Genomic DNA, 26,339 nt, shown 5'->3' with positions numbered 1-26,339 from the left:
CTAATCATATCCAGTTTCTATAATATGACACCATCGGTTGCAGACAAAACTCCAATTCCAGCCAAAGTCTGGAGGCGACACACCGATCCACCAGGTTTGTGGATTTCTGTCGTTATAGGTTCAGTCTCTCTGCATTTGCTGGCGTTCTGGCTGATGCGCTCATCTAATGCAGTTAGCCTGTGGTTTCCCCAGCAAAGTCAATCTGCTGTTCCCATTGAATTGATAAACATTGCTCCCAACACAAAATCAATAATCAAATCAAAATCAACAGCCAAAACAGTTTCGCCAAAGCCAGTATCCTCAGCTAAAAAGTCTGTACCAGCACGTTCACCACAAACAACACGAACTACGCCCAGAAATCAAGATTTTGGCGCAATAAATTCTGCTGATAATCTTCAGCGAAAGAGCCGCATTGCAGACTCTCGACCTAATAGCCAACCCTTTAGACAACAAACAGTTCCTAAACCGACACCGACACCGACAGCCACACCAATACCGACAGTCACACCAACACCGACACCGACAATTCCAGTCGGTAATCTACCTTGGAACCGTCGTCAAGAAATCAAATTGGGAAAGGGAACACGACTACCACCAGGTATTCCAGCAAATCCACCAGTTTCGGAACCTGAAAATAGGGAAACTCCACCAACTCCCATAGGAGAAACTTCACCAACTCCAACTAGGGAAACTCCACCAACTCCCACAGGAGAAACTTCACCAACTCCAACTAGGGAAACTCCACCAACTCCCACAGGAGAAACTTCACCAACTCCAATTAGGGAAACTCCACCAACTCCCACAGGAGAAACTTCGCCAACTCCAACTAGGGAAACTCCAAGTACTCAAGCTCAGGGAGCATCGGTAGCAATAGTAGCTCCTTTACTCAGAGATGAAGTGAGTAACTTGATAAAAGCAGGAAGATTACGACAAGATGCTTTACCCGACGTTATCGCTTTATACAGGGGAAGCAATACAAAACAATTAGACTCAAGTTTTCTTGTCCGCAATTCTGGACTTGAACCAGCACAGCTCTTGGCTAGCTTAATAATTGATAACAATGGCAACTTTCAACAGGCTGTAGTTCTAGAAATAGAACCAGCAACACTGCAAAGTGAAAAAAACACATACGAGCAAGTTCTGAGCGAAGTTTTCAAAACAGAAAACTTTATTGCTGCTCAGAACAACGATCGCACAAAACCAGAATTGAGCAATCTGTATGTCAGGATCAAAATCCAACCAGCCAATTCCAACTAAATGCTTGAATTTTTACAAAAACTGTGTTAAATTTATAGGGTTGGAAATACGCGGGCGTAGTTTAGTGGTAAAACTATAGCCTTCCAAGCTATTAATGCGGGTTCGATTCCCGCCGCCCGCTTAGAAAAATTCTGAAATTAACTAGTTCAAGCAGTAAATCTTGGCTTGGTAAAGTAACCAGTTAAACTGCAATTTAAAATTTAGCAACAGGTTAAAGAAGGAAGATGTTCTTCAACCTGATTTGCAGTTTGACTACCTAACTGTTGTTTGATAGTTGCCAGCACTTAATCGCGTTTATGATCTCGGAGTCAGCAGCCTAGAGATCGCTTAATACGTATTGATTTTTAAATTTAGCATTGTTGCTGCTAATTGAGGTTTTCTAGCCGAATGCGTGGATCGGCTGCTTTGAGCAGCAAGTCGGCGATTAAATTGCCAACAATCAACAGCACTGCACCCATTACTAAGCTTGCCATTAATAAATATAAATCTTGAGCTTGTAAAGCCTGTAAAGCTAATCTCCCTAAACCGGGCCAGTTGAAGAAAAATTCGGCAATAAAGGCACCATTTAATAAACCAGCTAATTCAAAACCCAATAAGGTAATCAAGGGATTTATGGCGTTGCGGAGTGCATGAACGTATATAACGCGGTTTTCTGGCAGACCTTTAGCACGAGCCGTTTGGATGTAATCTTGACGTAGCACATCCAATAATTCGCCGCGAGTGATGCGTTGTAAACCAGCAAAACTAGTAATTGAGAGGGCAATAGTCGGTAAAATCATGTGCCAGCCGACATCTAAGATTCTGCCAAACCACGATAGTTCCGAGTGATTGATGCTAGTCATACTACCGACTGGGAATAGCGGCGAGGTGATTTGGGCTAAAACCAGCAGTGCTAAGGCTGTGATGAAACTGGGAAAGCCCTGTCCAGCGTAACTGATCACCTGTAGAATGCGGTCTGCTAGCTTATTTTGGTTAACAGCGGCAAAGATCCCTAAAGGGATGGCGATCGCCCATGTGACAATTAAAGATGCGATCGCTAATAGCAAAGTCGCTGGTACTCGTTCCCATAGCAGCGACGATACTGAACGTTGATAAATAAAGCTCGTGCCAAAATCTCCTTTTGTCAAGATTCGCCACAGCCACAGCCAAAATTGTTCTAGCCAAGACTTATCCAGACCAAACTGCTGCTTGATTTCCTCAATTCTTTCTGGAGATATCTTCGGATTTTGCCGTAGCGTATCTACATAATCACCGGGAGCGAGTTGAATTATGAAAAACGATAAAGCTGACGCCAACAACAAAGTTAGTAGTGCCTGCAATAGCCGCTTTACCACATAAATAAAAGTGTCGCTCGTGACTAGCCTGATGAGCCAATCTCGACCTGTCTCCAAGGAAATTCTCGTAGATGTCATTTGTCTTTTGTCCTTTGTCCTCTGTCCTACCCTGCGGGAAGCCCTTCTGGTTCAGCAGTCGCTCATGGGGGAAACCCCCAAGACCGCGCTGCTTCACCGCTGGCGCGTCTATGTTATTTGTCCTTCGTCATTTGTCAGTTGTTTTCTACTGACTAATTACTAATGACTAATGACCAATGACTAATGACTAATAATGACTAATATTCAATTACAGAGATAATCGGTACGTCTGGTAGGTATTTACGCCCTTCTAAATCCCGTAGCTCGATAATAAACCCAAAACCTACTAGTTCGCAGTCAATCTTCTGTACTAACTTTGCTGTGGCACTGGCAGTTCCGCCTGTGGCAATCAAATCGTCCACAATCAAAACTCGGCTACCTTGATGTAAAGCGTCTTGATGCACTTCTAGGCAATCTGTACCATACTCTAGTTCATATTCAATTGAGTGAACGGCTGCTGGTAACTTACCTTTTTTGCGGACGGGGATAAAACCAGCCCCTAATTTATAAGCCAGAGGTGAACCAAAAATGAATCCCCTCGACTCCATACCAATGACATAATCTGCTGTTATTCCAGCTTCGTTGCATTTTTGTGTTAAAAAGTCAATAGTGTAGCGCAATCCCTCTGGATCGCGAAGCAGCGTAGTAATATCCCGAAATAAAATTCCGGGTTTTGGGAAATCTGGGATGTCACGAACGAGAGACTTTAAATCCATAAAATGGGGAGTAGGGAGTAGGGATTAGGGAAAGTTAGGAGTGAAGAGTGAGGAGTTATTAATTTAAATTCATAGCTATGCCAGTCCCCAGTCCCCAGTCTCCAGTTTTCAGTCCCCAATTTCAGATAACTGAAAAATCGTACACTATAATGTCATACGCTGGGGGTCGAGGCTGAAACTTCGCCCTTTATTGACGATAATTAGAATCTAAACCAAGCTAGAAAAGGTATTGCACTTACAAATGAGGTGAATTAACTTATGTTTTAAAATTTTGATTTCAATATAGGGAAACCTTTGAGTAGAAAGAGCTAACTAATGTATATATCAAGTAGTCATGTTAATGCCACAAATCTAGTGTTCAAGTCTTGGCTACCGATCTTAAATTTGTTTTACCTAATCTGTTGGAACCGCACAAGGTATTTATAGAATGAATGTCTCCGCAAGTTTAACGCCGTTCAACAGTTCAACCCAAGAGTCACTGCCGATGATTCTGGACACTTTACCAGATCCTGCGATCGCTTCCAAAACCTGTCCTCGGAGAACCAGGCTACAAATTGACCTGATTTTACTGGCGATTGAAGCTTTAGAGCTTGGCGGTTCAGAAGCAATCCTGGCTTTTGCTCAAGAGTTGGATCTTAAAGGAATTGTTAAAGACAGGGTGAATTTATGGCGGATGCGTAGCTCTAACCCGCTACGAAGGGCGCACATGCGTCGTCCCTTAACTATTATGGAAGCAAAAGCTCTGGTGGTCATTGCTTGCTACATAGCACGGCGTTTAACTGTTGTCATCCGCCAGTTACTAATGATATGTGAACAAATGGAAGAAAAGCAGATTCCATTAGAACAGAATTTGCGGCTATCTAATTATCTAGAACGGTTTAGAGCGCATTTTAAGAGCCGGATGAATGCTCGACGTTCTGGTGTCCTAGCATTAACTTCTGATGAAAAATTAGATGCGCTAGCAATAAATTTGTTAGGACAATTACTCTTTTGTACTGGTACAGCTGGAATGCAGCGGTTCTGGATTAGTCTTTTTGACGGTGAAGTGGAATGAATATTCAACGTAAGTACAGTCTACCTAATTGTACACTGCTTTTAGAAGGGTTAAGTGATGTCACCAGGGCCGCACACTTCCAGGAGATGCGCCCAGAATTATCAATATTGGTAAATGCAGAATGCTATTTATCTGGTTACAACCAACCGATAACGGGAGGGCGAGAATTTTTTGAAAGTTTGGTGAGGGCTGTTAGTGGCTATGCCCAAGAATTTTTAAGTAGCGTACCTAACCCACAAGCACATAACCAGGAATCGGAACTGGTAGAGTTTCAAAAAATTGACAGCAACCGACACAGGTTAATCATCCATTCAGAAGGTGCTCCAGAGGGGTTCGAGTCTCAGTCTAATAATTCCAAACGCCCGCCTATTGAAATAGATTTAAATACGGTGCAGTTGTTTGATTTAGTGGAAGCAGTGGATCAGTTTTTTGCTGATACCCAGACTTTACCAGAACTATCTCTAGAACTACAACCAGTTACCAGACGCTATGGCGGTGCTAGTCAAGCCTTGATCAAGCAAGCTGTTCCTGCTGCTGTAGGAGTCTCAAGTTTAGCAGTAGCAGCGATCGCTTTTAACTTGATTCCACCTCCCCAAATGCGTCCACCGCAGCCTAAGACAGATGAGCAAACTAACTCTACAACAAAGAGCCTCACTCCTCCAGCATCAGCGGCTCCAACACCCATTGCGGCTGCAACGCCCACACCAACACCTACAGCTAGTGCAAAGCCAGTAGTTAAAGATTTAGAAGCACTTTTAAATACAGTTTCGGAAATTACTGATCCATCCCAGCTTCGTGCATTGAATCGCCAAGTATATAACCAAATTCATCCAACTTGGAGTAATCGCTCAGGATTGCAACAGGATTTGATCTATCGTCTGGGTGTAGCTGCGGATGGAGCGATCGTTGGTTACAAGGCGGTGAATAAAGAGGCAAATGAAGGAGTCGGGCAAACTCCTCTGCCTAACTTACTTTATAATCCTGCTAACCGCGCTCCCATTTCTAATGAACCGATCGCCCAATTCCGAATAGTGTTTACTACACAAGGTGTGCTGCAAGTTAGTCCTTGGCGGGGATATGCTAGGACACCAGAGGTAGTAGGTGCAAAAATTACTGACTCTAATATAACTAAAGGTTTAAATCAAAAACTTTATAATACAGTTCGCCAAACCTGGAGTGGTACCCCCACCTTTACGCGAGATTTGAAATATCGGGTAGCGCTCAACAAAGAGGGTGTAATCGCTGACTATGAACCACTTAACCAAGTCGCCTTTGATTATTTCCGAGAAACACCCCTTCCCAAGATGTTCAACGATATCTACGGTTCTAATGTAGCTGCTCCCAATAACAAAGAACCTCTCGCCCACTTCCAAGTAATATTCAAGCCTAGCGGTAAACTTGAAGTCACTCCTTGGCAGGGATATCAGTAATTGGGCATGGGGCATGGGGAAGAGAATTAAGTTCCTATTCCCTATTCCCTATTCCCTATTCCCTATTCCTTATTCCCTATTACCTTGTAATCCGCCGCATATAATTTCCCCACAATTGAGCGGCTTGAGCGCTGCTACCAGATGTTGGGGAATTATTGTCGTTTCCCAGCCAAACGCCAGTTACAAGGCGCTGACTAGGGATAAAACCAATAAACCACAAGTCAACGTTTTTATCAGTCGTGCCAGTTTTACCAGCTTCCCCTAATCCAATGGCGGCACTACGACCAGTACCTCTTGTAACTACACCACGCATTAAACTAGTCATCTCATCGGCTACACCATTTGTCAGCACTCGTTTATTGGCATCTGGATCTTGGTCGAAGGAGTAGATCACACGGCAGGTTTTGATATCATTGCGATCGCGGCAATCACCACTGTCTAAAATCCGGTTAATGGCATGGGGAGGATTCAATACACCGCGATTACCAATAGCGCCAAAAGCACCAGTCATTTCCAAAACATTGACCACGCTTTGACCCAATACCAAGCCAGGAACGGGATCGAGGTTTGACTTTACCCCCAAACGCTGCGCCATTGCCACGACTTTATCCAGCCCAACTTCACGTGCAACTCGCAGAGCGATGGGATTTTCTGAAAGCGCCAGCCCGGTGGCAATATCTAAGCTACCACCAGCACCCGCACGACAGGGTTTATAAGTAAAACCTTGCCAAGTTAAAGGAGCGCAAGAATAACTTTTTGATTCTGAAAATCCCTGTTGAATAGCGGCGGTATAAGCAAAGATTTTGAAGGTGGAACCTGGCTGTCTTTTGGCTTGAACAGCACGATTAAACTGACTTTTTCTGTAATCAGTCCCGCCAACCATTGCGAGGATACTGCCTGTACTGGAGTCAAGAGTGACTACCGCCCCTTGAGAAAAATTAAAATTTCTACCAGCGTTATTCACTGAATTATTCAACGCTGCTTCTGCTTGGCTCTGTATCGCTGGATCGAGCTTGGTTTCAATAATATAGTTTCCTTCTCTTGCGGCTCCCTCCCCCAAGATTGATTCAAGCTCAGAGAAGACGTAACTGTAAAAATAAGGAGCGATCGTTTTAGCTTGCTGTTCGCAGACTTTAGGACTAACTTGGACGGTGGAACGTCTGGCTCGGTTTGCATCATCAGGTTGAATTTTACCCATCTCCAGCAACCGCTTAATCACGCGATTCCGGTATTCCGCCGCTTCTAGCTTATTTGGCCCATCCCCACAAAAATCGAAAGCGTTGGGGGCTGGTAAAATTCCTACCAATGTTGCTGCTTCTGCCAAAGTTAATTCTTTAGCCGACTTTTCAAAGTAATATTGGGCTGCATCTTCAAAGCCGGAAGTATCTCCCCCCAAAAAAACCCGATTTAAGTACATCAGCAAAATATCATCTTTGCTGTAAAAGGTTTCGAGCTTCAAGGCGACAATTGCCTCTCGCAATTTGCGTCCAAGGGTATCCTGTCTGCCTACATACTCGCGGAACAAACTGCGGGCAACTTGTTGGGTAACAGTACTAGCTCCTTGTTGCACATCGCCGCTGCGGCTATTGATCAACACGGCTCGTAAAATCCCTAGAGGGTCAACCCCAAAGTGCCAGTAATAACGACTATCCTCTGAAGCCACTACGGCAGCAGGCAAATAAGGGCCAAATTCCTCTAATCGCTTCATGTCTACATGAGAGATTGTCCGAGGTTCTCTCAGCGGGGTGGCTCCATCACGGGCGTAAACAACTACTGGAGCGCGTGTCGCTGTAGGTAAGGGTTTAACTTGAAATTTCAGCCATTCGACGCCAATCACTAATGCTAACAGGGCACTGACACCACCGACACCATAAGCTGTCCAACTTGCAGCTTTGACATACCAGGCTGGTGGATCGACGTATTGCAACCGCACAGAAGCGGCGAGTTCTGGAGGCCCCAGGGTGAGAATATCGCCGTGACGCAGTTCTAGGGAACTAACACGACGCTTGCCACGATAAATGCCGTTGGTGGAGTTTTCGTCTTTAATTACGAAAACTGGTGTGTGTTGAGTAGAATTGCGCGATAGCGACAGGTGAATTTGGCTGACAACAGGGTTACGGATGACAATATCGCTGGATTTGGAGCTACGACCGAGAATATAGCGATCGCCCAAGAGTGGATATACCTCTGCTTTATCCGCCCCCGCATCCTGCACCCAAAGTTCCGGTACTTTGGCATTAGGCTTGAGCGCCAATTTTGAAAAATCGACTCTAGCTTGAATCGTATGTACTGCTTGAGTCAGTTGACCTAGTAACGTTTGTGGCTTGTGAGGGGGTTGGGGAGAACTCATCGGCTATTCACATCACAGTTTTTAATGAAGAATCAGGCGAATTACAATCTTAGATGTTAGTCTTTCATCATTTTACTCTTAAGCCAAAGCATAATTTAGCTATACGGAACTTTTTGAACTAATTTATACTTTAAATTCAAGTTATACACAAGATTAACTTGTGATTTTCATCACTTATGTACAGAGGCACAAATTTTTTTCCATTCTCAAAGGTTTATCTAATCTACTATTACTAGTTCCATAACTACAAACATAATTTTTTATTTTGTATTTTTTAACACTAGTTACCAATAAATAACAGATTTAATTTTTACCAATTTTACATATCCACATATTCTGAAACAAACCTAAATATATTCATTTAGGAAGATTTTCTAAATCTCATTGTCTGTTTTAATGGGCCGAGTGTTCCGTTGAGGTTAATTTCAGAATGATGGGAAAATCTCTGACCATGATTGGTACAGCTCTATCTTTGGCGCTCACCGCTAACATTGCTGTGGCCGAATCCAGTAAATCCCCCATAGCTCAATCCAGTAGCGATTCATCCACTAGTGCACCAACGGAAATCAAGATGTCGCCAGAAGGGATGAAAATCCTTTGCCAGAATTTCCCCCTTAACTCTCGGTGTGCCGGCGGCACAGCAGTCACCCCTAGCGCTCCTGGTAGCACTACAGTACCAGCAGAAACCACGCCATCAGATACCACCACTCCTGATAGCACAACTACACCAGAAGGTGTTACCCCACCTGAAGATGCTCCTAGCAACTTGACTCCAGCGCCAGGAACCATGACCCCACCTGAAGGTGCTCCTAGCAACTTGACTCCAGCACCAGGAACCATGACCCCACCTGAAGGTGCTCCTAGCAACTTGACCCCAGCACCAGGAAGTGTCACTCCTCCTGAAGGTGCTCCTAGCAACTTGACTCCAGCACCAGGAAGTGTCACCCCTCCTGAAGCCGCTCCTGGCAGCACTACCGAACCAGGTCTCTCTCCCAGTACTCCTGGCTCTAGTTCGCCAAAAACTCCTGCAACAGGTAATTAAATTAAAAGCTGGGGCATAGTCTGAGTACTATTTTGCCATCAGCGATCGCAGGTGCATCTTTCTTGAACTCTTTCACCAGTCATGCGAACTGGTGTAAGATGACAAACAAAAATCGCTGTAACCATACAGATCAAGTCTTCGCATATAGGACTGACCAAAGGTTTCAGTAATAACAAGCCAAGCCTGGGATGATTAATCCCAGGCTTAATAGTTTAATGCGATCTGCCATTTGAAGTTGGTGTTTTTTGCAACGAAGCAATTAACAGGCAAACAATACCAATACTAATAAATGAATCTGCTACATTAAACACAGCAAAGTTAATCAGGCGAAAATCAAGAAAATCAACGACGTAGCCTAAAACAAAACGATCAATACCGTTGCCCATCGCTCCACCTAAAATCAAGCCATAGCCCAACTGATCCCACAAATTTAACGTTGGGCCAAATAAAGCCAACGCTATCAATACTAAACTCACTCCTAAAGATAGCCAGCGCAACCACTCTACTTTTCCACTTAATAAACTAAAGGCGGCACCAGTGTTAGTGACATAAGTGAAGTGAAATATCCCAGGTAAGAGTGGTAGTGTCTGCCCCAAGCTAAAGGTTTGTACCACCCAATATTTTGTGATTTGGTCTAAGAAAAAAGCTATGAAGGCAGCGATCCAGAAAAGACGATTTTTTAAACGCATGGCTAATTAGTCATTGATCGTTGGTCATTGGTCATTGGTCATTGGTCATTAGTCATGAGTTTTTGACAAATGACAAAGGACGAAGGACAATAAACTAATAAAACATTAAGTGACGCAGTACATATGCTATTACAGTAACTGCACAGACGACAGTTAGTTGACCTGGTAGTGCAAACCAGGAGTATCTGAGGATTGCTTGCATCAAGGGTAGATTTTCAGTGCCTTTCCACTGAAAAAAATAGCTAATAATCAAATAAGTAATACCGCATAGGTGGAGGGTTAACAAGCCACAGACGCAACTAAAGGCAAGAGTTTCTAGTCTAGGTCTAGCTTTGAAGGCAACTAAGCCACAAATCCAAGCTCCAGGAATAAAGCCTAGTAAATAACCAAACTGAGATAGCTTGATATAACCAATACCACCGCCATCGGCAAATACAGGTAATAATGTTAAGCCCATGACTAAGTAGGCAATTTGCGACAGCGCACCGGCATTTTTGCCCCCTAAACAGCCTACCAAGAGTACTGCGCCAATTTGAAAAGTGACACCTAAAGAAAAAGTCTGAATTCCGTGCTGACTCCAAGTCCAAGGTAAGGTGATGCCATAAGCTTCTAGAAAAGTGCCACCCATTGTCAGGAGTAAGCCAATCATAGACCATAGTAATTGATTGGAAGCAGCAAACATTTATCACGCAACCAGGAAAAGGCAAAAGGGCAAACCAACAGCAACCAGTATAAACATTAATATATAAACTCTCCCACCTTAGCTATGCCTATACTGCTATAGGAATCAGATTTGATTCCTGAACCTATTTGCGTAGAGAGGGAACAGGGAATAGCGAACAGGGAACAGAAAGAAGGGAATAGATGTGTACACTTTTGACTTTCCTTGTGGTCTGGGAAAAAGTTAAAGGGTAAAGGGGTCAAGGATACATTTAAAACCTTTTCCCTTTAACCGAGCCATCTTGGATGTGTACTGAGTTTTTTCAAAAATCAAATAGGAGTTCTATAGCTTGCTTAAGAGTAGGAGTACACAGAACCCAAGGGACAGGTCTGGGTTCTCATTTCACTATGGAATATCCTACATTAAAGCTGCTTCTTGATTGATAATTGATTGCTAATTTGTACAGTAAATTCATTTAAAAATGTGCAGATTCAAAAAAATATTTAAAACGTACCCAAATTATTTATGTTTTACTTTATCTAGCTAGTAATAGTTAATGGTATAATTTGCATCAATCCATCAAATATTATGCTTTTTAATGTGTGCTTTTAGTAACTTTAAATTTGAGAAATTATAAGTATGTATTAGCATTTGCTTAACCGTTTCTTAACCTTCCTCTTACTCTTGAGTGCTAATGTTCATACTGTTAATCCATAGCATCATTCTATAAAGATCCTTATGTTCTCTTCAAAGGTGCGGTTGGTTGCTCCCCTAGTTGCTCTAGCAATTGGTATTGGCTCTTGCGGCGATAACAATCAAGCTTCTAACAACTCTAGTCCAGCTGATGGCGGTGCTACCCCAGCCACCAATACAGCAGCTGGATCGAATTTATCTGGAAAAGTCCAGATTGATGGTTCTAGTACCGTCTATCCTATTTCTGAGGCGATGGCAGAAGAGTTTCAAAAGGCTAATCCTGGAGTGCAAGTCACTGTGGCTTCCTCTGGTACGGGTGGCGGCTTCAAGAAATTCTGTGCGGGTGAAACTGATATTTCTAATGCTTCCCGTCCCATTAAGCCGGAAGAAGTGGAACTCTGTAAGAAAGGTAATATTGAGTACATTGAATTGCCGATTGCTTACGATGGTCTGTCTGTGGTGGTTAACCCCCAAAACAACTTTGCAAGTTGCCTCAAAGTTGATGAACTAAAGAAAATGTGGGAACCTGGAGCACAAGGCAAAGTTACCCAATGGAACCAAATTAATCCTAAATTCCCTGCACAGAAAATAGGTTTATACGGCCCTGGTACTGACTCTGGTACTTACGACTATTTCACTCAAGCAGTTGTGGGTAAGGAAGGGGAAAGCCGAGGAGATTTCACTGCTAGTGAAGATGACAACACCCTGGTACAGGGTGTAACCGCTGATCAAGGTGGTATAGCCTTCTTTGGATATGCCTATTATGAGAACAACAAAGAGAAGTTAAAGCTGGTTGGCATTGATGCTGGCAAGGGCTGTGTTCAGCCGAGTCCACAAACAATCGGCGATGGTACTTACCAGCCGCTTTCTCGTCCAGAGTTTATCTACGTTAAGAAAACTGCGGCAACGCGTCCTGAAGTCAAGGCTTTTGTTGATTTCAATTATGCTCCAGCCAACCAAAAGCTAGTTACAGAAGTGGGTTATGTGCCTTTACCTAGCGATCTACTCACTGAAGTTCAGGGACGCTTCAATAGTGGGAAAGTAGGTTCGGTTTTTGAGGGTAAAGGTTCTCAAGTGGGCGTTACTCTGAAAGACCTTCTTAAGCAAGAAAAGTAAGAGTTATCTTACTAATTACTTTTTTGAGAATGTGAGTTTATCTGCACAATTTGCACTCAGCCCTAGTAGCTGGAAGTAGTAGCTTGTCAAAAAAGCCTCTTTATACTGACTTTATTTAAGTCTTACAGTCTTGAGAGTAAGCTTTATTTCCAGCTTGAGGGCAGTTCTCATAGAATAGTAGTGTGTCCATAAATACAAAAGGAGTTTTAATTTATGAGGTTGTCCGCAAATGACTTCCAACCCGTTATCTAATCAACCAAGTAATTCCAACTTATGGCAGCCTAATCGGGCTTTGAGTAAACGGGTGGAAACTGGCGTCAGAGCGCTGTTCGCTTTGTTTGCTTTTGTTTCGGTTGTAACCACAATTGGCATTGTCTTAACGCTGATTTTTGAGACTGTTGAATTTTTTCAAGAAGTTTCGATTTGGCAGTTTTTAACAGACACACAATGGACGCCGCTGTTTACTAATAAGCAGTTTGGAATCATGGTGCTAATTAGCGCCACATTGCTTATATCTGTAATTGCGATCGCAGTAGCATTACCACTAGGATTGTTAGCTGCTATCTGCTTAAGTGAATATGCTCCAGCGAAACTTCGCAAATGGCTAAAGCCTGCCCTAGAAATATTGGCAGGGGTACCCACTGTTGTGTTTGGTTACTTTGCACTATTCACAGTTACGCCCTTCCTCCAATCATTTATCCCAGGGATGCAGGGATTCAATGCTTTGAGTGCAGGTATAGTACTGGGAATTTCGATTATTCCTTTGGTAGCTTCTTTGAGTGAAGACGCTCTTTATTCCGTTCCGCGTAGTTTGCGCGAAGGTGCCTATGCATTGGGATCAACTAAGCGGGAAACAATTATTTCAGTAGTGCTACCAGCGGCTTTATCGGGGATAGTAGCTTCTTTCATCTTGGCTATTTCCCGCGCTATTGGTGAAACAATGATTGTTACCATCGCGGCTGGTCAAAATCCTCAGTTGGGTTTAAATCCGCTAGTACCAATTCAGACAATGACAGCATACATTGTCCAAGTAAGCAAAGGAGACACACCAGCAGGCTCACTGGCCTATAAAACTATTTTTGCGGTGGGTATGACTTTGTTTCTCATCACCTTAGCCCTGAATATTTTTAGTTACTGGTTTGTTCGTCGCTTCCGGGAGAAATACGAATGACAAAGAGCAATACTCCGTTTACAAATTTGTCTGACTCTGGGGAAAATAAGAATTTTGATCTCTCAATAAATAAGCGCTACAACCTTGACAAAATTTTTGCGATCGCTACCTGGGGTGCGACTTTCTTCGCATTAGCGGTGTTAGCTATTTTGCTCATAGATGTTTTAACTGACGGTGTTGGCCGCTTGAATTGGTCTTTTATTACTAGTTTTTCCTCTCGCCGTGCCTCCTCTTCTGGAGTATTAGCTCCCTTAGTTGGCAGTATTTGGCTGTTGGTAATAACTGCCTTAATTTCCTTTCCCTTAGGAGTAGGCGCAGGAATTTTCTTAGAAGAGTATGCCACGGACAACTGGTTTACTCGGTTAATTGAAATCAATATTGCAAATTTAGCCGCAGTCCCATCAATTATTTACGGGTTGTTGGGCTTGCAAGTTTTTGTGCGGGTGATGGAACCAATCACCAGGGGACGCACGGTGTTAGCTGGTGCTTTAACCTTGAGTTTGTTGATTCTACCAATTATCATCATTACTACTCGTGAAGCGCTGCGTGCTGTTCCCGATAGTTTACGGCAAGCAGGTTTTGCCCTTGGTGCTAATAGGTGGCAAATCATCCGAGAACAAATTTTTCCTATTGCTTTACCAGGAATCCTGACCGGTACAATTCTCGCACTCTCACGAGCGATTGGTGAGACAGCTCCGTTGATTGTAATTGGGGCTGTTGGCTTCATTACTTTCTTACCCCAGCTTTCTTTCCAAGGTTTGCAAAGTTCTTTTACAGCACTGCCAATTCAAATTTTTGATTGGGTTTCTCGTCCTCAAGTAGAGTTTCACCAAAATGCTGCTGCTGGCATTATTGTTTTGATGCTAGTGCTGCTGTTGATGAATTCAACAGCAATATTTTTACGCAATAAATTTCAGCAGTCACGCTAAACAAATCAACCTCATTATAAATGTAGATTTTCAGGATTTATCTGAAATTTTTGTATGGTATCAAGTTCAAGAACCGCTACTTCCGAGAGTATTTTACAAGCCGAGCAATTATCTGTTTTCTATGGTAATTTCAAAGCAGTTCGTGATGTTAACCTAAACATCGGCAAAAACAAAATTACAGCTTTTATTGGCCCTTCTGGATGTGGTAAAAGCACTGTATTAAGATGTTTTAACCGTTTAAATGACTTGATTCCTGGCGCACATATTCAGGGAAGAATCACCTTCGGTGAAACCGATATTTATGACAAAAGAATTGACACGGTAGAATTACGCCGTCGGGTTGGTATGGTTTTTCAGAAGCCTAACCCCTTTCCCAAGTCAATTTATGAAAATATCGCCTTTGGAGCCAGGATTAATGGTTATAAAGGTGATATGGATGAATTGGTAGAACGGAGTTTGCGGCAAGCTGCGTTATGGGATGAAGTTAAGCATAAACTAAAGCAGAGTGGTCTATCTATATCCGGTGGTCAACAGCAGCGCTTGTGCATTGCTCGCGCTCTGGCAATTCAGCCAGAAGTTTTGTTAATGGATGAACCTTGCTCCGCTCTTGATCCAATTTCAACTTTGCGGGTTGAAGAATTACTCCAAGAACTGAAGTCGCAATATACCATTATTATCGTCACCCATAATATGCAACAAGCCGCGCGGGTGTCGGATATGACAGCCTTTTTCAATGCTCAGGCAACAGAAACGGGCAGCAAAATGGGATATCTTGTCGAATACAACTATACAGAGAATATTTTCAATAATCCTCAGCAGGAAGATACGCGAGATTACGTAAGTGGTAAATTTGGGTAATTTGATAAATATTTTACATTCTTGGTGTTAGAGCAATGAGGGATACTCGGAAATTAAAGCTGTGCGATATTCCTCTAGTTTTTTCATTTGTTTGCTAAGGTTAGCGATCGCTTCATTAAACCTGCCTTGAAAATAGGGATTGGGGACTGGGGACTGGAAAAGAAATATTTTCATTCCTTCGTTGTGAACCGTGTTCATGGAGTCTCTTGCAAAAAATGTGTTACAGTTGTAAGCCTAAAAAACTTCAGGTTAACTAGCTTTGTTAAGGTCATAATTATAAATCCCAACAATTAAGTGATAAAGTAATCCAAAGCATTTTCTACAATTGTGATAGCCTTGACTGAAAATTCGAATCTCCATGCTTTCCGAAGTTTATTACTTGGTGCGTTCAAAAACTGACGGTAATTATCTCATTGCTCGTCCTGATGCCGAAAAATCAGGTTACTTATTGCTGTTTCAGGAAAACTTTGATGCCCTTAGCTATCTCAATACCCATGCAGCAGAAGTAGCAAATCGCTTTGCTGTGGAATCTATTGCGCGTACACAGTTGGGAAACTTGCTCAAACGTTGGGGTTTTAGCGGTGTTGGTGTTGTGACTGATCCGTTATTGCCCAAAGTTGAGTTTTTACAGCACAGTTAACTAATTCGTAATTCGTAATTCGTAATTCGTAATTTGTGTTAAGTGAATAGTTGAGCGTAGGTGTAGCCATCATTATCGCCAAAAATTATTCCTGGAGCAGTCACAACTTCTCCCAGACTACTAGTTTGTGACCAATTATCTAAGGAAGTGCTCATTCTGACACAAGTTTTTTGATGCTTCCAGTGAAGGGTGGAACGATGCCTACGGCAGCAAGCTACGCTCCACCCAACCTAAAATAATCTAATAATTAGGGACTAATTAGCTACCTCAGCTACCTCAATAACCCGCCCTTCATAGTCCTTGACCAAAAAATTCAGGGGCTTATGGTTGCGAATCTTTAATTTCAAACCGCGCATTTCAACTCGCATTAAAATCATTTCCAGGCAGTCATGGTCAAAACAAACATGGCGTTGCTGATTTTTGCTACCTAAACTCGCACCAGTAATGACGTGTAGCTGGGTGTTTTTCTTCAATTGATACCACAGCCCATCATTGGCATTATTCATCATTTTGCTAGACAAGCTCGGCCCAGTAGACATATATAGTGGATCAATGCCAGTTGCGCCGATAGTTTGTTCGTAATTGTAGTAGTAGTGCAATGGCACCTCAGCTGCTGGCAAATCTAGCAGCCCCTCATACAACTGTCGGGCAATCTCCAAATCTGACACCATTACAGTGTGTACTTTTGGGGCACTGGTGAGAAACATCCACATAGCACCAGCATAAGCTGCTAGCAGCATTACCATAATGCCTTGGGTGGAGAATAAGCTATCTAAGGGCAGAGAAGGCAGAAAGGAGCCTAATGTAAGGGGACTGAGCAGGAACGATACCACACTAACTGCTATAACCATGAACAAATAAGGATTCTATAAGGGAGTTGATTTTATGATTGTCGATTAAGACTAAAATTAAGTCCTTGTTTCTAGTTTATCAATACTCTAGTAGTCTGAGTCTCATCTACAAACTGAGCAACACCAAGATATTATGCGATTAACTACGGGAGTGCAATTCCCAAAATTATTTTAACAACTATCAATCGCAAGGCTTATGCAAATTCCTCATTTTACGGAAGCTAATCACCCACTGGTGAAATCGCTGTTCCATCACAGTGACCATGAATTACTGACTCTGTTTCAGCGTTATCCAGATGCCGGAAAGTATTTTACGGTGATTTTTTGCCGCTATAGCCCTATAGTTTATACCTTAATTCGGCATTCGGCGCGATCGCCTGTGCAGGCAGATTATCTGTTTGCCCTCACTTGGCGTCATATCTACTATGAACTAGGTGGACTAAATTTAACCGACTCTGAATCGGGCGAGGAAACCTTAACCATGCAAAATTGGTTAATTAATATGACAGCTTTCTGTATTAACGAGATTAAACTCCCACCCACAGAAGCAATTCATTACTCTCTCCAAGCGACTTCGCCGCCACTATGGTGCTATGTACAACAGGCGTTAGACCAACTACCACCAGTTTTGCGATTAATCGTGTTAATGTCTCAAACTTTCCACTGGAGCGAAACTAGAATTGCTGCCTATCTCCAAGCCGAAGGAGAAGCAATCGCTCCCAATGAAGTAGCCAATTTTCTCCAGGAAGGCTATCGTATGCTAGAGGACAAATTACCCACAGATATCCGCGCCATATACTTTGGGGAAGATTTAGAGGAATCGTAACTCAAGTGTAAATACGTATATTGCTTGTCTTCAATTTAAAACTTAAAACTTCTTCTTAGACCTTCTACTTAAACCCGCAACTTTACGGGTAATTTTTATGAAACAACGGCTTGTATTTCCCAGGCAAAAGGTAGGCTTAATTTGTGTAGGTGCGATTTCTCGTCCCCAGGTACTTTTACAGAGCTTTTTACTGTTTACTTTTTTATTGAGTCCGATGGCGGCGGGTGCGGTTGATATTACGCAACAACTCCACCGCCCTTTAAATAGTTCCGTTGGACGACAATCAAGAGATGAAGCAGATAGTTTGCTGCGTATCGGTGAGCAACAATATGCTTCAGGATATGCGGATAAAACAATTGCGTCTTCCTTGCGGGCACTAGAACTATATCATTCAATTGGCGACCTGAAAGCACAAGGTCTGACTTACAATTTGCTTGCTAAGGCTTATGTCCAGCTAGGTAGTTTAAAAGAAGCAGAAGATGCTTTAAGACGAGGATTAGCGATCGCTCGTGATACTAAAGACTTCCAAAGTCAGATTTTTGTGCTAAATAATATCAGTACATTTCTGCTGCAACAAGGAGAATTTGCTGCTGCTGGTAAAACTGTGGAAGACGCACTCGCAATTGCTCACAATGTCAAAAATATTGAAGGTGAAGGACTATCTTTGAGCAATTTGGGTTTGGTAACTGCTAGGTTGGGAGATTACAACAAGGCGATTAAACTGTACGAAAATGCTTTAATTTTCCGCCGTCAGACTGGGAATGCGATCGGTGAAGCAAATACCTTGAATAATTTAGGAGATGCCTACCTAGCATCTGGAAATTATCAGGATACCATTGCCACTTATGGGGCAGCAATGCGGATAGCTAAAACTAACCGCGATCGCACCAATGAATTACGAGCAATTGATGGTTTAGTTACGGCTCACACTGCCGTCGGACGCTATGAACGCGCCTTTGACTTACTAGAGCAACGTTTAGCACTAGCTAAAGAATTGCGAAATTTGCGAGAAGAATTAAAATCTTTTGAATCTTACGCTCAGTTATACAAGCAACAAGGTAACTTCATAACTGCCCGCAATTTCTACGAAAGGGCGATTATACTGGCGCGGACATTGGAAGATAGCAAACAAGAAGTGCAATTGCTAGATCAGCTAACTAAAATGCTTCAACGCAAGTAGGAGTTAGTAACTTCTAACTCCTCACTCCTTGATTAATTCAAGTACACTGAACCGTTGGCTTCAATTCTCATAGCACTTCTTCCTTGTGCTGCATTTGTCGCTTCGTTAAATGTCACTTCTAGGCTTCCTGGCTCTGAGGAAGCTTGGGGAGTAACTATCAACTGTCCGCCATCTTCCCGTTCAAATGTCACTGTTACTGGTGCGCTTAAACCTTGCAATATTACATCTGACTTACGTTGTAGCGATCGCGGTGCAGTATCGCCAATCACTTGGAAAGTTACATTAGCAGCAGTATCATTTACCAGCCTGATATTAACTGTACCATTTGCTAGTGCGATCGTCGCGCTAGGGGCTTGCCGTGGTTGTTGTGCTGCTGGTTGGTCATTGGGAACCGCGCCTGGTGAGGGTTGTTGTCCAGGAACTGGTTGTGATGGTATAACACCTGTTTCTGTAACTTCACCACCAACACCCAATCTTGTTTGATCTTGTGATGGGGTAGCAGGGACGGGAAGAAGCCCTTGAGCAGCGAGTCTTTGTGTTAGAGCGTTGGGAGGACAACCTTGTGGCACTACAACGCGAGTGTTGTGTGGTTCTTCGTAGAAAATTCTAGGACAAGGGTTAACTTTGGGAGTAGATTCTTGTGCTATTGCTTGAGGAATTGCTGGCAAACTAATCAGTAATCCTCCACAAATAGCGCCAAATAACTCAGCCGACTTGCGAAACTTTTGAAATTGCATATTCATTATTGACTCCTGGAAAAAGTTAAATTTTCTTTATTTAAAAATTTAATACATTACATTCAATATGGTTCAAACTCTCGATGCACACATACAATACTACCAGCTAACTTTATTTCTTGTATCTAACCAGAGACGAGAAAATAATCTAAAATTAGACATAAATATTTTATTCCCAAGAGTTGAAAAGCTAAATCATTAGTGATAAATCTCAAAAATATAGCGGTTATCAATTGCATAGAATACAGACCTAACCCCCAGATCCTTCCCTTATAGCGTTGGAGAGAAGGTCAAAATGTATTGCATACAAACGAGAACCGCTATAACCAAAAAATTAATGAGTTATAAATTTAAAATAATTCATAACTCATTATCCAAGAATCTTGGTGGGTAGAATAGTTTAAGAGATTTAACCGACTACCGTGGGTCTAAATCCCCGCCACAAAACTGAATTACGAATTACGAATTACGAATTATTTAAGCTTCTTCCCAAAGCTGACGAACTTTATCAGGTAGCCAGCTAGCGATTTCCTGAATTCGTTCTGGTGATAATTCGTCTTTAGTAGCAGAAAACACAGCTTTAACTACTTGTTCGCGTTCTACGTTTGGTGGCATTCCACCTTCATTTGCTACCCGAAATAAGAAGCGATCGCTATTAATTTTAAAGATGCCGGGGCCTTGCCAAGGTGGACGCACTCGACTTAAAAATCCGACAATTGGATTTGTATCGTGCCATAAGTCTGCAATATCCATTTGCAGCGATTTGTCATCGGTTATTTCAGCTGGTTTTTGCAGTTCACCTTCAACTCGATCAGCTGCTTCTGTAGTCATCAGGTCACGCATCACCCGAAATACTACTTCGGTGATGTCTCTAGCATCGTAAATGTCTGGCAAACCACTTTGAGCCTTGACTTTTTCCAAAAATGGTATATCTTTTTCTTTTATATCGCTGGAAGAAGTTGCCATTTAAATAAACCCCCAAAGTATTATTCATAGATGCATATTTGCCAAAATAAAATAGCAGTATGTATAACTATCCCAGCAAAGAAAGAGGAGTAGAAATATCAAACTGTAGCAATTAAATAAATGGCTAAATATTGCAACTGTTGTTATGTACAGTAGTAAATTTCGTTACTTTTCTACATCTATCACAGGAAACAGAAATTTATGATCAAATTAAGACTCAAGAGTTATTGGTAAAGTGATAGTAAACGTAGTGCCAATGCCTTGGGTACTTTCAACTTGAATATGACCCTGATGATGTTCGACAATAGCTTGAGCGATCGCTAATCCCAATCCTGAACCAGTAGCGCTGGCTGTAGCTGTATTCCCAGTCCTATGAGTCCGTGCCGGATCTACCCGATAAAAGCGGTCAAACAAGCGTGGTAGTGCTTCCGCTGGAATTCCAACTCCGGTATCCTTGACTTTAACTTGCAACTGAGCAGTGGTATAACGTAGTCCAGAAACGCGATTTATTCCCTCCATCCGCGCCAATTCCACTTTCACCTGTCCACCAGCTGGAGTGTAATGCAAGGCATTAGCAATTAAGTTTGTGAACAGCCGCACCAGTTGATCCCAATTGCCTACAAGGGTAAACCAATTGTCCAGTAATTCCGGGCTAATTTCCGAGGCGGGAGGATCAACTAATTCTAGAGAAAGGTCAATTTCTTTTTCAGGGACTAACAATTGTTGTTCTTCAACCACCTCCATCAGCAAAGCGTCCAGCGGACAAGGTGAAAAAGTATCTTTGCTAATACCACTATCTTGACGTGCTAAGAAGAGTAAGTCATTGACTAACTTACCCAAACGCTGCGTTAAGCGTTCCACCACCTTTAACTGTTGCCGATACTGCAAAGAAGTTGTCCCTTCTACCTCTGCTAAATCTAAGTCAGCAAGGGCAACTTGCACATTAGTTTGAATCAAAGTAATGGGACTTCTAAGTTCATGTGAAGCATCAGCAGTAAATTGTTTGAGGCGTTGGTAAGATTCACCTACAGGTTCCATCGCTTTACCCGAAAGAAACCAGCCACTTGCACCTACGGAAACCACCATTAACCCAATACCTAGCGCCAAATCAAAAATTAACTGGCGACTAGGTTTAGTGACTTCAAACCAGGGATGACTAACACGCAGATATCCTAATACTTGCCGTCCCACTTCTACCCGTTGGGTGATTTGCCGCAATAACAGTGGGGAGTTGGGAGTGGAGAGTAGGGAGTTGAGAGTAGGGAGTTTATTATCTTCACCTTTTTCTTTCTCTTCTTTGACTACGCGCACAGTTTCACCAGTCCGGTTGGCATGAATGGGAATATTTAGGGGTTCGGATAGCGTTGACCAAAGTAATTCACCAGTAGGACTAAACCATTCTAGGTCGATGTGATCATCTTCTACGGCGTCGGTATTGTCACGAAAACTAGCTTCTACGTTAATGCGAACTTTCTCTGCATCAGTATTAATTGGCTCAAATATGAGCGTAGACGCACAACGGCTGGTTGTGATACAACGCTCCACTATTTCCACTACATGGTTAAGGGTGTCATCAATCCGCTCAATCAGCGTACTGCGGACGTATAAATAAACGCCACTGGCAAATAGTAGTAGTAATACAGCAGTGACCGCAGTGTACCAAATTGCAAGACGGCGGCGAGTAGCCTGAAACATATTTTTCATCCACTTTTTTGACTGAATATCTTCACATTACGTGTTTATACGGTTAAAAATTAGCTCACTTTTTTAGCTGTGGTGATTTTGCTGAGGTTTAATTTTTGCTCAAGAATTACACTCTTGTTGCAGTAAATCTGCTTAATCCTATTTTATTCTTTACATCCAGGATAAAAAATCGTTCTTCTTTGGTTATCTATATCGAAGTAACTGGAACGATTGTTGAATACATTCCACTAAAACAACAAAAACATCCAAGCTTGGAAAATTAAGTCATAACTTAATTTTTATCTTGAGTAATTTATTTTGATAATTGAAATAAGTATTAACCAACTTTTATTGTTTGAATTAATTTTGATTTTTGAATCTACCAAAGAGCATATTCTATTGTGGAAACCTGTAAAATTTCAACTCGAAGAATTCTAAGAATCTCACTCATGAGATTTAAAAAAAATCTCAAATTAATTGTGACTTGCTTTTTGTCTTCAACAATTTTGTTCAAAGTAATACTGGTTCAATTTTCTGCGTTCGCATTAGAATATAACGATCAGAATAGTGTTACTTTGAAAGCAGAAAATAATGTAAATGTTATTGACAACAGTTCATTAAACTCGAATACGACAGATAATTTACTAAGCCAAACGCTGTTAAAAAAAACTTTAAAAGATGCTAACTATCGATTACAAAAAGCCAAAAAGTTACGCAGCTTCACCATAGCTGACGTTATCCCAATCGAAGAATATAAAATAGAGCCTCCCAAGCCACCTGAGCAAGAAGAAGAAACTCAACCGGATACAATTAAACCGTCAACTTCAAATGAACAAAAACCTTATACAACAACACAACAAATACTAATAGAAAAGCTACGTCAAGCTAAAAAGCAACAACAAGCAAATCAGAAGAAAATAATTATTGATGCTCTTACAATTAGTGCTAATAGGTATCCGTGGATTGTTAATCCTACAGATAACCTTACTTTTAAACCTCAGTTATTTAAACCAAATGAAGACGAAAATTATATAGATACAGATTTAAATATTAGATTTTCTGGAGACAATCAGTTTATTGATAAATTTACCTATGCTAAATTTCCCAAAGAAGACCAGTTTTACTGGGTTCTCGATAACAATAGATTAGTAATTGAGACTAAAGGTACACAAGTAGGTATTCTTGCACAAGGTAGAGCTACTGAAACTTACAGTACCCAAAATATGACGTCAACTCAAGGATTTTGGGGGTTACAATATCTTACTAGTCTACCTGTTAATTTTGATGAATTAATCGGTGAAGCTGAAATTAATGATTTTTCTATAGTTTCTATAGCAGGAGAACTAGTTAATCCTGAAGGAATATCTGCTGGTAGAGTGATAATTAATAGTGGAATCAATCCTGAAGATCCTAATGTCACAGTTCTAGAAAATATTACACCAATTATTGGTAGTGGTTCCACCTTGAGTAATGACGGTGGCGGAGCTTTATTCGACTTATTAGATGCTACTAATACACCTCGAATTATACAAGCTTTTCCTACTACAAATTTAAAGCCTTTACTAGATGGGGGGAATGTTAGACTCCAACTAGGCGAAATTATTCCTGATTCTGTTCTAGAAGCAACTGGTATTTTATGGGGTAATATTTTGACAGGCGAAGGTTTTGGCTTTACTGCTCCCGTCTCTTCATTACCAGGTATTAAGATTACCCAAAGAGACAAATTTGATAATTTTGATTTATTGAATATAGCAGTTAATCCTTTCTTGACACCACTTGAGAGAGATGTGTCTTATTTAAATTCTTTATCTTGGGTATCTTTCGGCAAAAGAGATCCCATATTTGAAGTGTTATCTGAGACACAAAAAACTTCTAATTGGCACAGACTATATGTTAGCTACCCTCATAACCGCAGTATTATTCAATATGATCCAGAAAAAATTAGTGCTACTTATTCTAATATCTTTTCTAGCCCAGGAATATCTATTACAGCTAATTTCAGCGAATTCAGTATTGATGGGATACAAACAGCTAATTCTACTTTGGGATTGGCATTGGGTGGAATCTTTGAATTTATTAAAATAGATAATATTAATGAAAGTTTAGCAGAAGCGCGACAAAGCTTTAAAAACGGTGAAGGTTTTGTTCCCTTAAATACAAAGTCTACACCAGATCAAAGAAGACAAATTAACAATAGAATTAATCGGACTTTAGCCTATTCTAATGGAGCGACTAGTCTAGAACAGGTATCTGGGAATTTGACACTTCAGAGTAAAATTACTCCCAATGACTCTAGTATCTTGCAAATAAGAACAGGAAATCACAAGCGAGCAGTCCAATTTTTACAAAGAGATATTGAACTTTTAGATCCCGGTGATACATTCTTTTCAACCCTCAGACTTTCTAATGAAAGATTTGGCCCTCTAACTTTTATAGGAAATCAAATTCCTCTGACTAATACTGATATTAATCCTATTAACGAATCTACTGCTGCTGAAGTTATTTTAACTAACTCCGAAGGGAGACAATTTGTACAAAAGTTTAGTTCTGAAGATAACACTATAGTACCGATTCCAGTCAGGACATTTGATTTAGCATTCGATTATTTTGAACTCACCAGAGTTGATCTTATAGGTGTAAACTTTAACAGCTTTAATGGTTATCTATCTTTACCTTCAGTCGAATTATTAGCAGCAGGCTCTACTGGTAATTTAAATTATAGTGCTAGTTTGGGAACTTGGTTTAATATAAATGCTAACTCTGCACCTGGAGTTTCTAATAATAATTTAGGTTTAGCAGAACCATCTGTGGGCATATATGCTAATCTTCTGGTTAACTATATTAAAACTAATGTCCAGTTAAACTCAAATAAAAAACCTGTAGCTATCAATACTCACGTACCATCATTAAAAATTGACTGGAATAGTGCATCAAATAGCAATAATCCTTTCTCTACTGTTCTCAGCTATTACTTTAATCATCAAGAAAGAAATCTAAGCTTTTCTTTAGCACCTGCTATAGCTTTTGTTGAAGAAAATAGTAATGGTGAGTTGCTAGGACTGTTTAGTGGTGATCTTAGTACTAGCACGGGTTTGAATATTAACACAAGTCTAGAGTTAGGGAAAAGTCTTTTCTATGAGTTACAGGGTTTACAAAAAGTTAGCACCAATCTATCTGTTGGTGCTTATATTAAAAATTATACTACAAGGAATTTGGGTTTAAATAGCCGATTGTCTGGCTTGAACTATGGAGCTATTTTTAGATATAGCTTTACCGATAATAATGTTTTTTTAGAATCTAAAATTGGTACGGGTGAAAATGGATTTGATTTACAAATTCAAGGTGGTTATCGATTTTGATAATATTAATATATGTAATAACTGTATATTGAGCACTGCTACAAGCTTTAAAATCTAATTTTTTCGGCATCAGTAAGCAGTGCTCAATATCCAAATCAGGCTAATCTAAAGCACCTGAGCTATTAACACCAGTGCCAGCTCGAATTATAGTTGTTATATCTTCAATTGAAACACTATTATTCAGCGAACTTGTTATTGGATCAATCAATGAGGTTGGGCTAGAGGGTGTATTAGTTTGAAGTAATCCTGGAGTTATAGTGAGACTAGTGATAGTTTCATTATTTCCACCTGCTGTCCCTCCATAGGTAGGTGTAATTGTTATGCCGTTATCAAGGGATGAGCCGGAAGGTAAAATTAACTCGCCACTGACGCCAAGAAAAGTACCGGAAGGTCTAATTAGACTAACAGCACCACGAGCAGTGGCTTGTTGTGCATTTGCTGGCGCTGCTAAAAAATTTCCTGCACTCACTAAACCTAATAGACAGATACTTCCTCGGAAAATTATAGATAATTTGTCAGATAAATTTTTCATGATTTTATTAACTCTTCATGCTTTGCGTCTTAGGCTAGTTCCCAGATTTTGCTTGGGAATGCAGATTCAACCTCGACTAGGAAAAGTAAAGGCGTAATCTTTTTTTATTTCTTTTTGCAAATAAAAATATAGAACCCTTGCTGTGAGTATTTTGTTAAAAATGAACATTTTTAGGCTTCGTATTGTT

23 protein-coding genes and 1 tRNA gene are annotated in these 26,339 nt (G+C 41.2%); 13 read left to right on the top strand and 11 right to left on the bottom strand.

The window, feature by feature from the left end; genetic code table 11:
- Window positions 1-24 precede the first annotated feature (24 nt).
- Window positions 25-1,257: a hypothetical protein gene (locus ACWATR_RS14410; protein ID WP_460333388.1), complete on the top strand. Its 1,233-nt coding sequence runs from the start codon at window positions 25-27 to the stop codon at window positions 1,255-1,257.
- A gap of 50 nt (window positions 1,258-1,307) precedes the next feature.
- A tRNA-Gly gene (locus ACWATR_RS14405) sits at window positions 1,308-1,378 on the top strand.
- Window positions 1,379-1,622: 244 nt separating this feature from the next.
- Here the strand turns inward: ACWATR_RS14405 and ACWATR_RS14400 are convergent.
- Together ACWATR_RS14400 and ACWATR_RS14395 are read right to left on the bottom strand one after the other, a co-directional pair.
- Window positions 1,623-2,669, bottom strand: coding sequence for an ABC transporter permease (locus tag ACWATR_RS14400; protein WP_460333385.1), 1,047 nt, complete (start codon window positions 2,667-2,669; stop codon window positions 1,623-1,625).
- Window positions 2,670-2,866: 197 nt separating this feature from the next.
- Window positions 2,867-3,385 (bottom strand): adenine phosphoribosyltransferase, encoded by a 519-nt coding sequence (locus ACWATR_RS14395; RefSeq protein ID WP_181932468.1) that lies wholly within the window; start codon window positions 3,383-3,385, stop codon window positions 2,867-2,869.
- Between the two features lie 427 nt (window positions 3,386-3,812).
- Between ACWATR_RS14395 and ACWATR_RS14390 the strand changes: the two genes are divergently transcribed.
- Both ACWATR_RS14390 and ACWATR_RS14385 read left to right on the top strand, forming a co-directional pair.
- Window positions 3,813-4,439, top strand: a complete 627-nt coding sequence (locus ACWATR_RS14390) for a DUF3038 domain-containing protein (protein ID WP_069071111.1) — start codon at window positions 3,813-3,815, stop codon at window positions 4,437-4,439.
- Window positions 4,436-5,869: a DUF4335 domain-containing protein gene (locus ACWATR_RS14385; protein ID WP_460333381.1), complete on the top strand. Its 1,434-nt coding sequence runs from the start codon at window positions 4,436-4,438 to the stop codon at window positions 5,867-5,869. The genes ACWATR_RS14390 and ACWATR_RS14385 overlap by 4 nt, the downstream gene beginning before the upstream one ends.
- 79 nt (window positions 5,870-5,948) lie before the next feature.
- Here ACWATR_RS14385 and ACWATR_RS14380 read toward each other — a convergent pair whose 3' ends face one another.
- The gene (locus ACWATR_RS14380; protein ID WP_460333378.1) at window positions 5,949-8,219 is read right to left on the bottom strand and encodes a transglycosylase domain-containing protein; all 2,271 of its coding nucleotides are present in this window, start codon (window positions 8,217-8,219) and stop codon (window positions 5,949-5,951) included.
- Window positions 8,220-8,649: 430 nt separating this feature from the next.
- Between ACWATR_RS14380 and ACWATR_RS14375 the strand changes: the two genes are divergently transcribed.
- Complete coding sequence (locus ACWATR_RS14375) at window positions 8,650-9,261, top strand: hypothetical protein (RefSeq protein ID WP_460333375.1); 612 nt, start codon at window positions 8,650-8,652, stop codon at window positions 9,259-9,261.
- Window positions 9,262-9,473: 212 nt separating this feature from the next.
- Here ACWATR_RS14375 and lspA read toward each other — a convergent pair whose 3' ends face one another.
- Together lspA and ACWATR_RS14365 are read right to left on the bottom strand one after the other, a co-directional pair.
- Window positions 9,474-9,950 (bottom strand): signal peptidase II, encoded by a 477-nt coding sequence (gene lspA, locus ACWATR_RS14370; RefSeq protein WP_181932463.1) that lies wholly within the window; start codon window positions 9,948-9,950, stop codon window positions 9,474-9,476.
- A gap of 94 nt (window positions 9,951-10,044) precedes the next feature.
- Window positions 10,045-10,632: a biotin transporter BioY gene (locus tag ACWATR_RS14365; protein WP_181932462.1), complete on the bottom strand. Its 588-nt coding sequence runs from the start codon at window positions 10,630-10,632 to the stop codon at window positions 10,045-10,047.
- Between the two features lie 717 nt (window positions 10,633-11,349).
- On the opposite strand from ACWATR_RS14365, the gene ACWATR_RS14360 reads away from it, so the two are divergent.
- The 4 genes from ACWATR_RS14360 (at window position 11,350) to pstB (ending at window position 15,378) form a co-directional block, all read left to right on the top strand.
- Complete coding sequence (locus ACWATR_RS14360; RefSeq protein WP_460333372.1) at window positions 11,350-12,420, top strand: PstS family phosphate ABC transporter substrate-binding protein; 1,071 nt, start codon at window positions 11,350-11,352, stop codon at window positions 12,418-12,420.
- A 229-nt stretch (window positions 12,421-12,649) separates the two neighbouring features.
- Entirely contained in the window at window positions 12,650-13,591 is a 942-nt protein-coding gene (gene pstC / locus ACWATR_RS14355; RefSeq protein ID WP_435026519.1) for a phosphate ABC transporter permease subunit PstC, read from the top strand.
- On the top strand, window positions 13,588-14,520 hold the full coding sequence (pstA, locus tag ACWATR_RS14350) for a phosphate ABC transporter permease PstA (RefSeq protein ID WP_460333369.1): 933 nt from the start codon (window positions 13,588-13,590) through the stop codon (window positions 14,518-14,520). Before pstC ends, pstA begins: the two co-directional genes overlap by 4 nt.
- Before the next feature lie 54 nt (window positions 14,521-14,574).
- Window positions 14,575-15,378: a phosphate ABC transporter ATP-binding protein PstB gene (gene pstB, locus ACWATR_RS14345; RefSeq protein WP_435026517.1), complete on the top strand. Its 804-nt coding sequence runs from the start codon at window positions 14,575-14,577 to the stop codon at window positions 15,376-15,378.
- A gap of 27 nt (window positions 15,379-15,405) precedes the next feature.
- On the opposite strand, the gene ACWATR_RS14340 is transcribed toward pstB, so the two are convergent.
- Window positions 15,406-15,576 (bottom strand): hypothetical protein, encoded by a 171-nt coding sequence (locus tag ACWATR_RS14340; RefSeq protein ID WP_460333366.1) that lies wholly within the window; start codon window positions 15,574-15,576, stop codon window positions 15,406-15,408.
- 160 nt (window positions 15,577-15,736) lie between these two features.
- Between ACWATR_RS14340 and ACWATR_RS14335 the strand changes: the two genes are divergently transcribed.
- Window positions 15,737-16,018 (top strand): hypothetical protein, encoded by a 282-nt coding sequence (locus ACWATR_RS14335; protein WP_069071101.1) that lies wholly within the window; start codon window positions 15,737-15,739, stop codon window positions 16,016-16,018.
- 254 nt (window positions 16,019-16,272) lie between these two features.
- Here ACWATR_RS14335 and ACWATR_RS14330 read toward each other — a convergent pair whose 3' ends face one another.
- Complete coding sequence (locus tag ACWATR_RS14330) at window positions 16,273-16,869, bottom strand: glyoxalase-like domain protein (protein ID WP_334849089.1); 597 nt, start codon at window positions 16,867-16,869, stop codon at window positions 16,273-16,275.
- A gap of 196 nt (window positions 16,870-17,065) precedes the next feature.
- Here ACWATR_RS14330 and ACWATR_RS14325 point away from each other — a divergent pair, with 196 nt between their 5' ends.
- Together ACWATR_RS14325 and ACWATR_RS14320 are read left to right on the top strand one after the other, a co-directional pair.
- Entirely contained in the window at window positions 17,066-17,695 is a 630-nt protein-coding gene (locus ACWATR_RS14325) for an RNA polymerase sigma factor sigma-70 region 4 domain-containing protein (protein ID WP_460333361.1), read from the top strand.
- A 97-nt stretch (window positions 17,696-17,792) separates the two neighbouring features.
- A complete protein-coding gene (locus ACWATR_RS14320) occupies window positions 17,793-18,875 on the top strand; it encodes a tetratricopeptide repeat protein (protein ID WP_460333358.1) in 1,083 nt (360 codons plus the stop codon).
- 32 nt (window positions 18,876-18,907) lie between these two features.
- Here the strand turns inward: ACWATR_RS14320 and ACWATR_RS14315 are convergent, their stop codons facing one another.
- The 3 genes from ACWATR_RS14315 to ACWATR_RS14305 all read right to left on the bottom strand — a co-directional run bounded on the left by ACWATR_RS14315 (window position 18,908) and on the right by ACWATR_RS14305 (window position 22,273).
- The gene (locus ACWATR_RS14315) at window positions 18,908-19,618 is read right to left on the bottom strand and encodes a hypothetical protein (protein WP_460333355.1); all 711 of its coding nucleotides are present in this window, start codon (window positions 19,616-19,618) and stop codon (window positions 18,908-18,910) included.
- A 471-nt stretch (window positions 19,619-20,089) separates the two neighbouring features.
- A complete protein-coding gene (locus tag ACWATR_RS14310; RefSeq protein WP_181932452.1) occupies window positions 20,090-20,578 on the bottom strand; it encodes a DUF2267 domain-containing protein in 489 nt (162 codons plus the stop codon).
- A 210-nt stretch (window positions 20,579-20,788) separates the two neighbouring features.
- Entirely contained in the window at window positions 20,789-22,273 is a 1,485-nt protein-coding gene (locus ACWATR_RS14305) for a sensor histidine kinase (protein ID WP_460333352.1), read from the bottom strand.
- 563 nt (window positions 22,274-22,836) lie between these two features.
- Between ACWATR_RS14305 and ACWATR_RS14300 the strand changes: the two genes are divergently transcribed.
- On the top strand, window positions 22,837-25,620 hold the full coding sequence (locus ACWATR_RS14300) for a hypothetical protein (RefSeq protein WP_460333349.1): 2,784 nt from the start codon (window positions 22,837-22,839) through the stop codon (window positions 25,618-25,620).
- 100 nt (window positions 25,621-25,720) lie between these two features.
- Here the strand turns inward: ACWATR_RS14300 and ACWATR_RS14295 are convergent, their stop codons facing one another.
- A complete protein-coding gene (locus ACWATR_RS14295; RefSeq protein WP_460333346.1) occupies window positions 25,721-26,152 on the bottom strand; it encodes a hypothetical protein in 432 nt (143 codons plus the stop codon).
- Window positions 26,153-26,339: the final 187 nt, after the last annotated feature.

It is taken from the genome of Nostoc sp. UIC 10890 (genome assembly GCF_054786515.1).
Note: the sequence above shows the minus strand (reverse complement) of the source record. Positions and strands in the feature narration are given on the sequence as shown.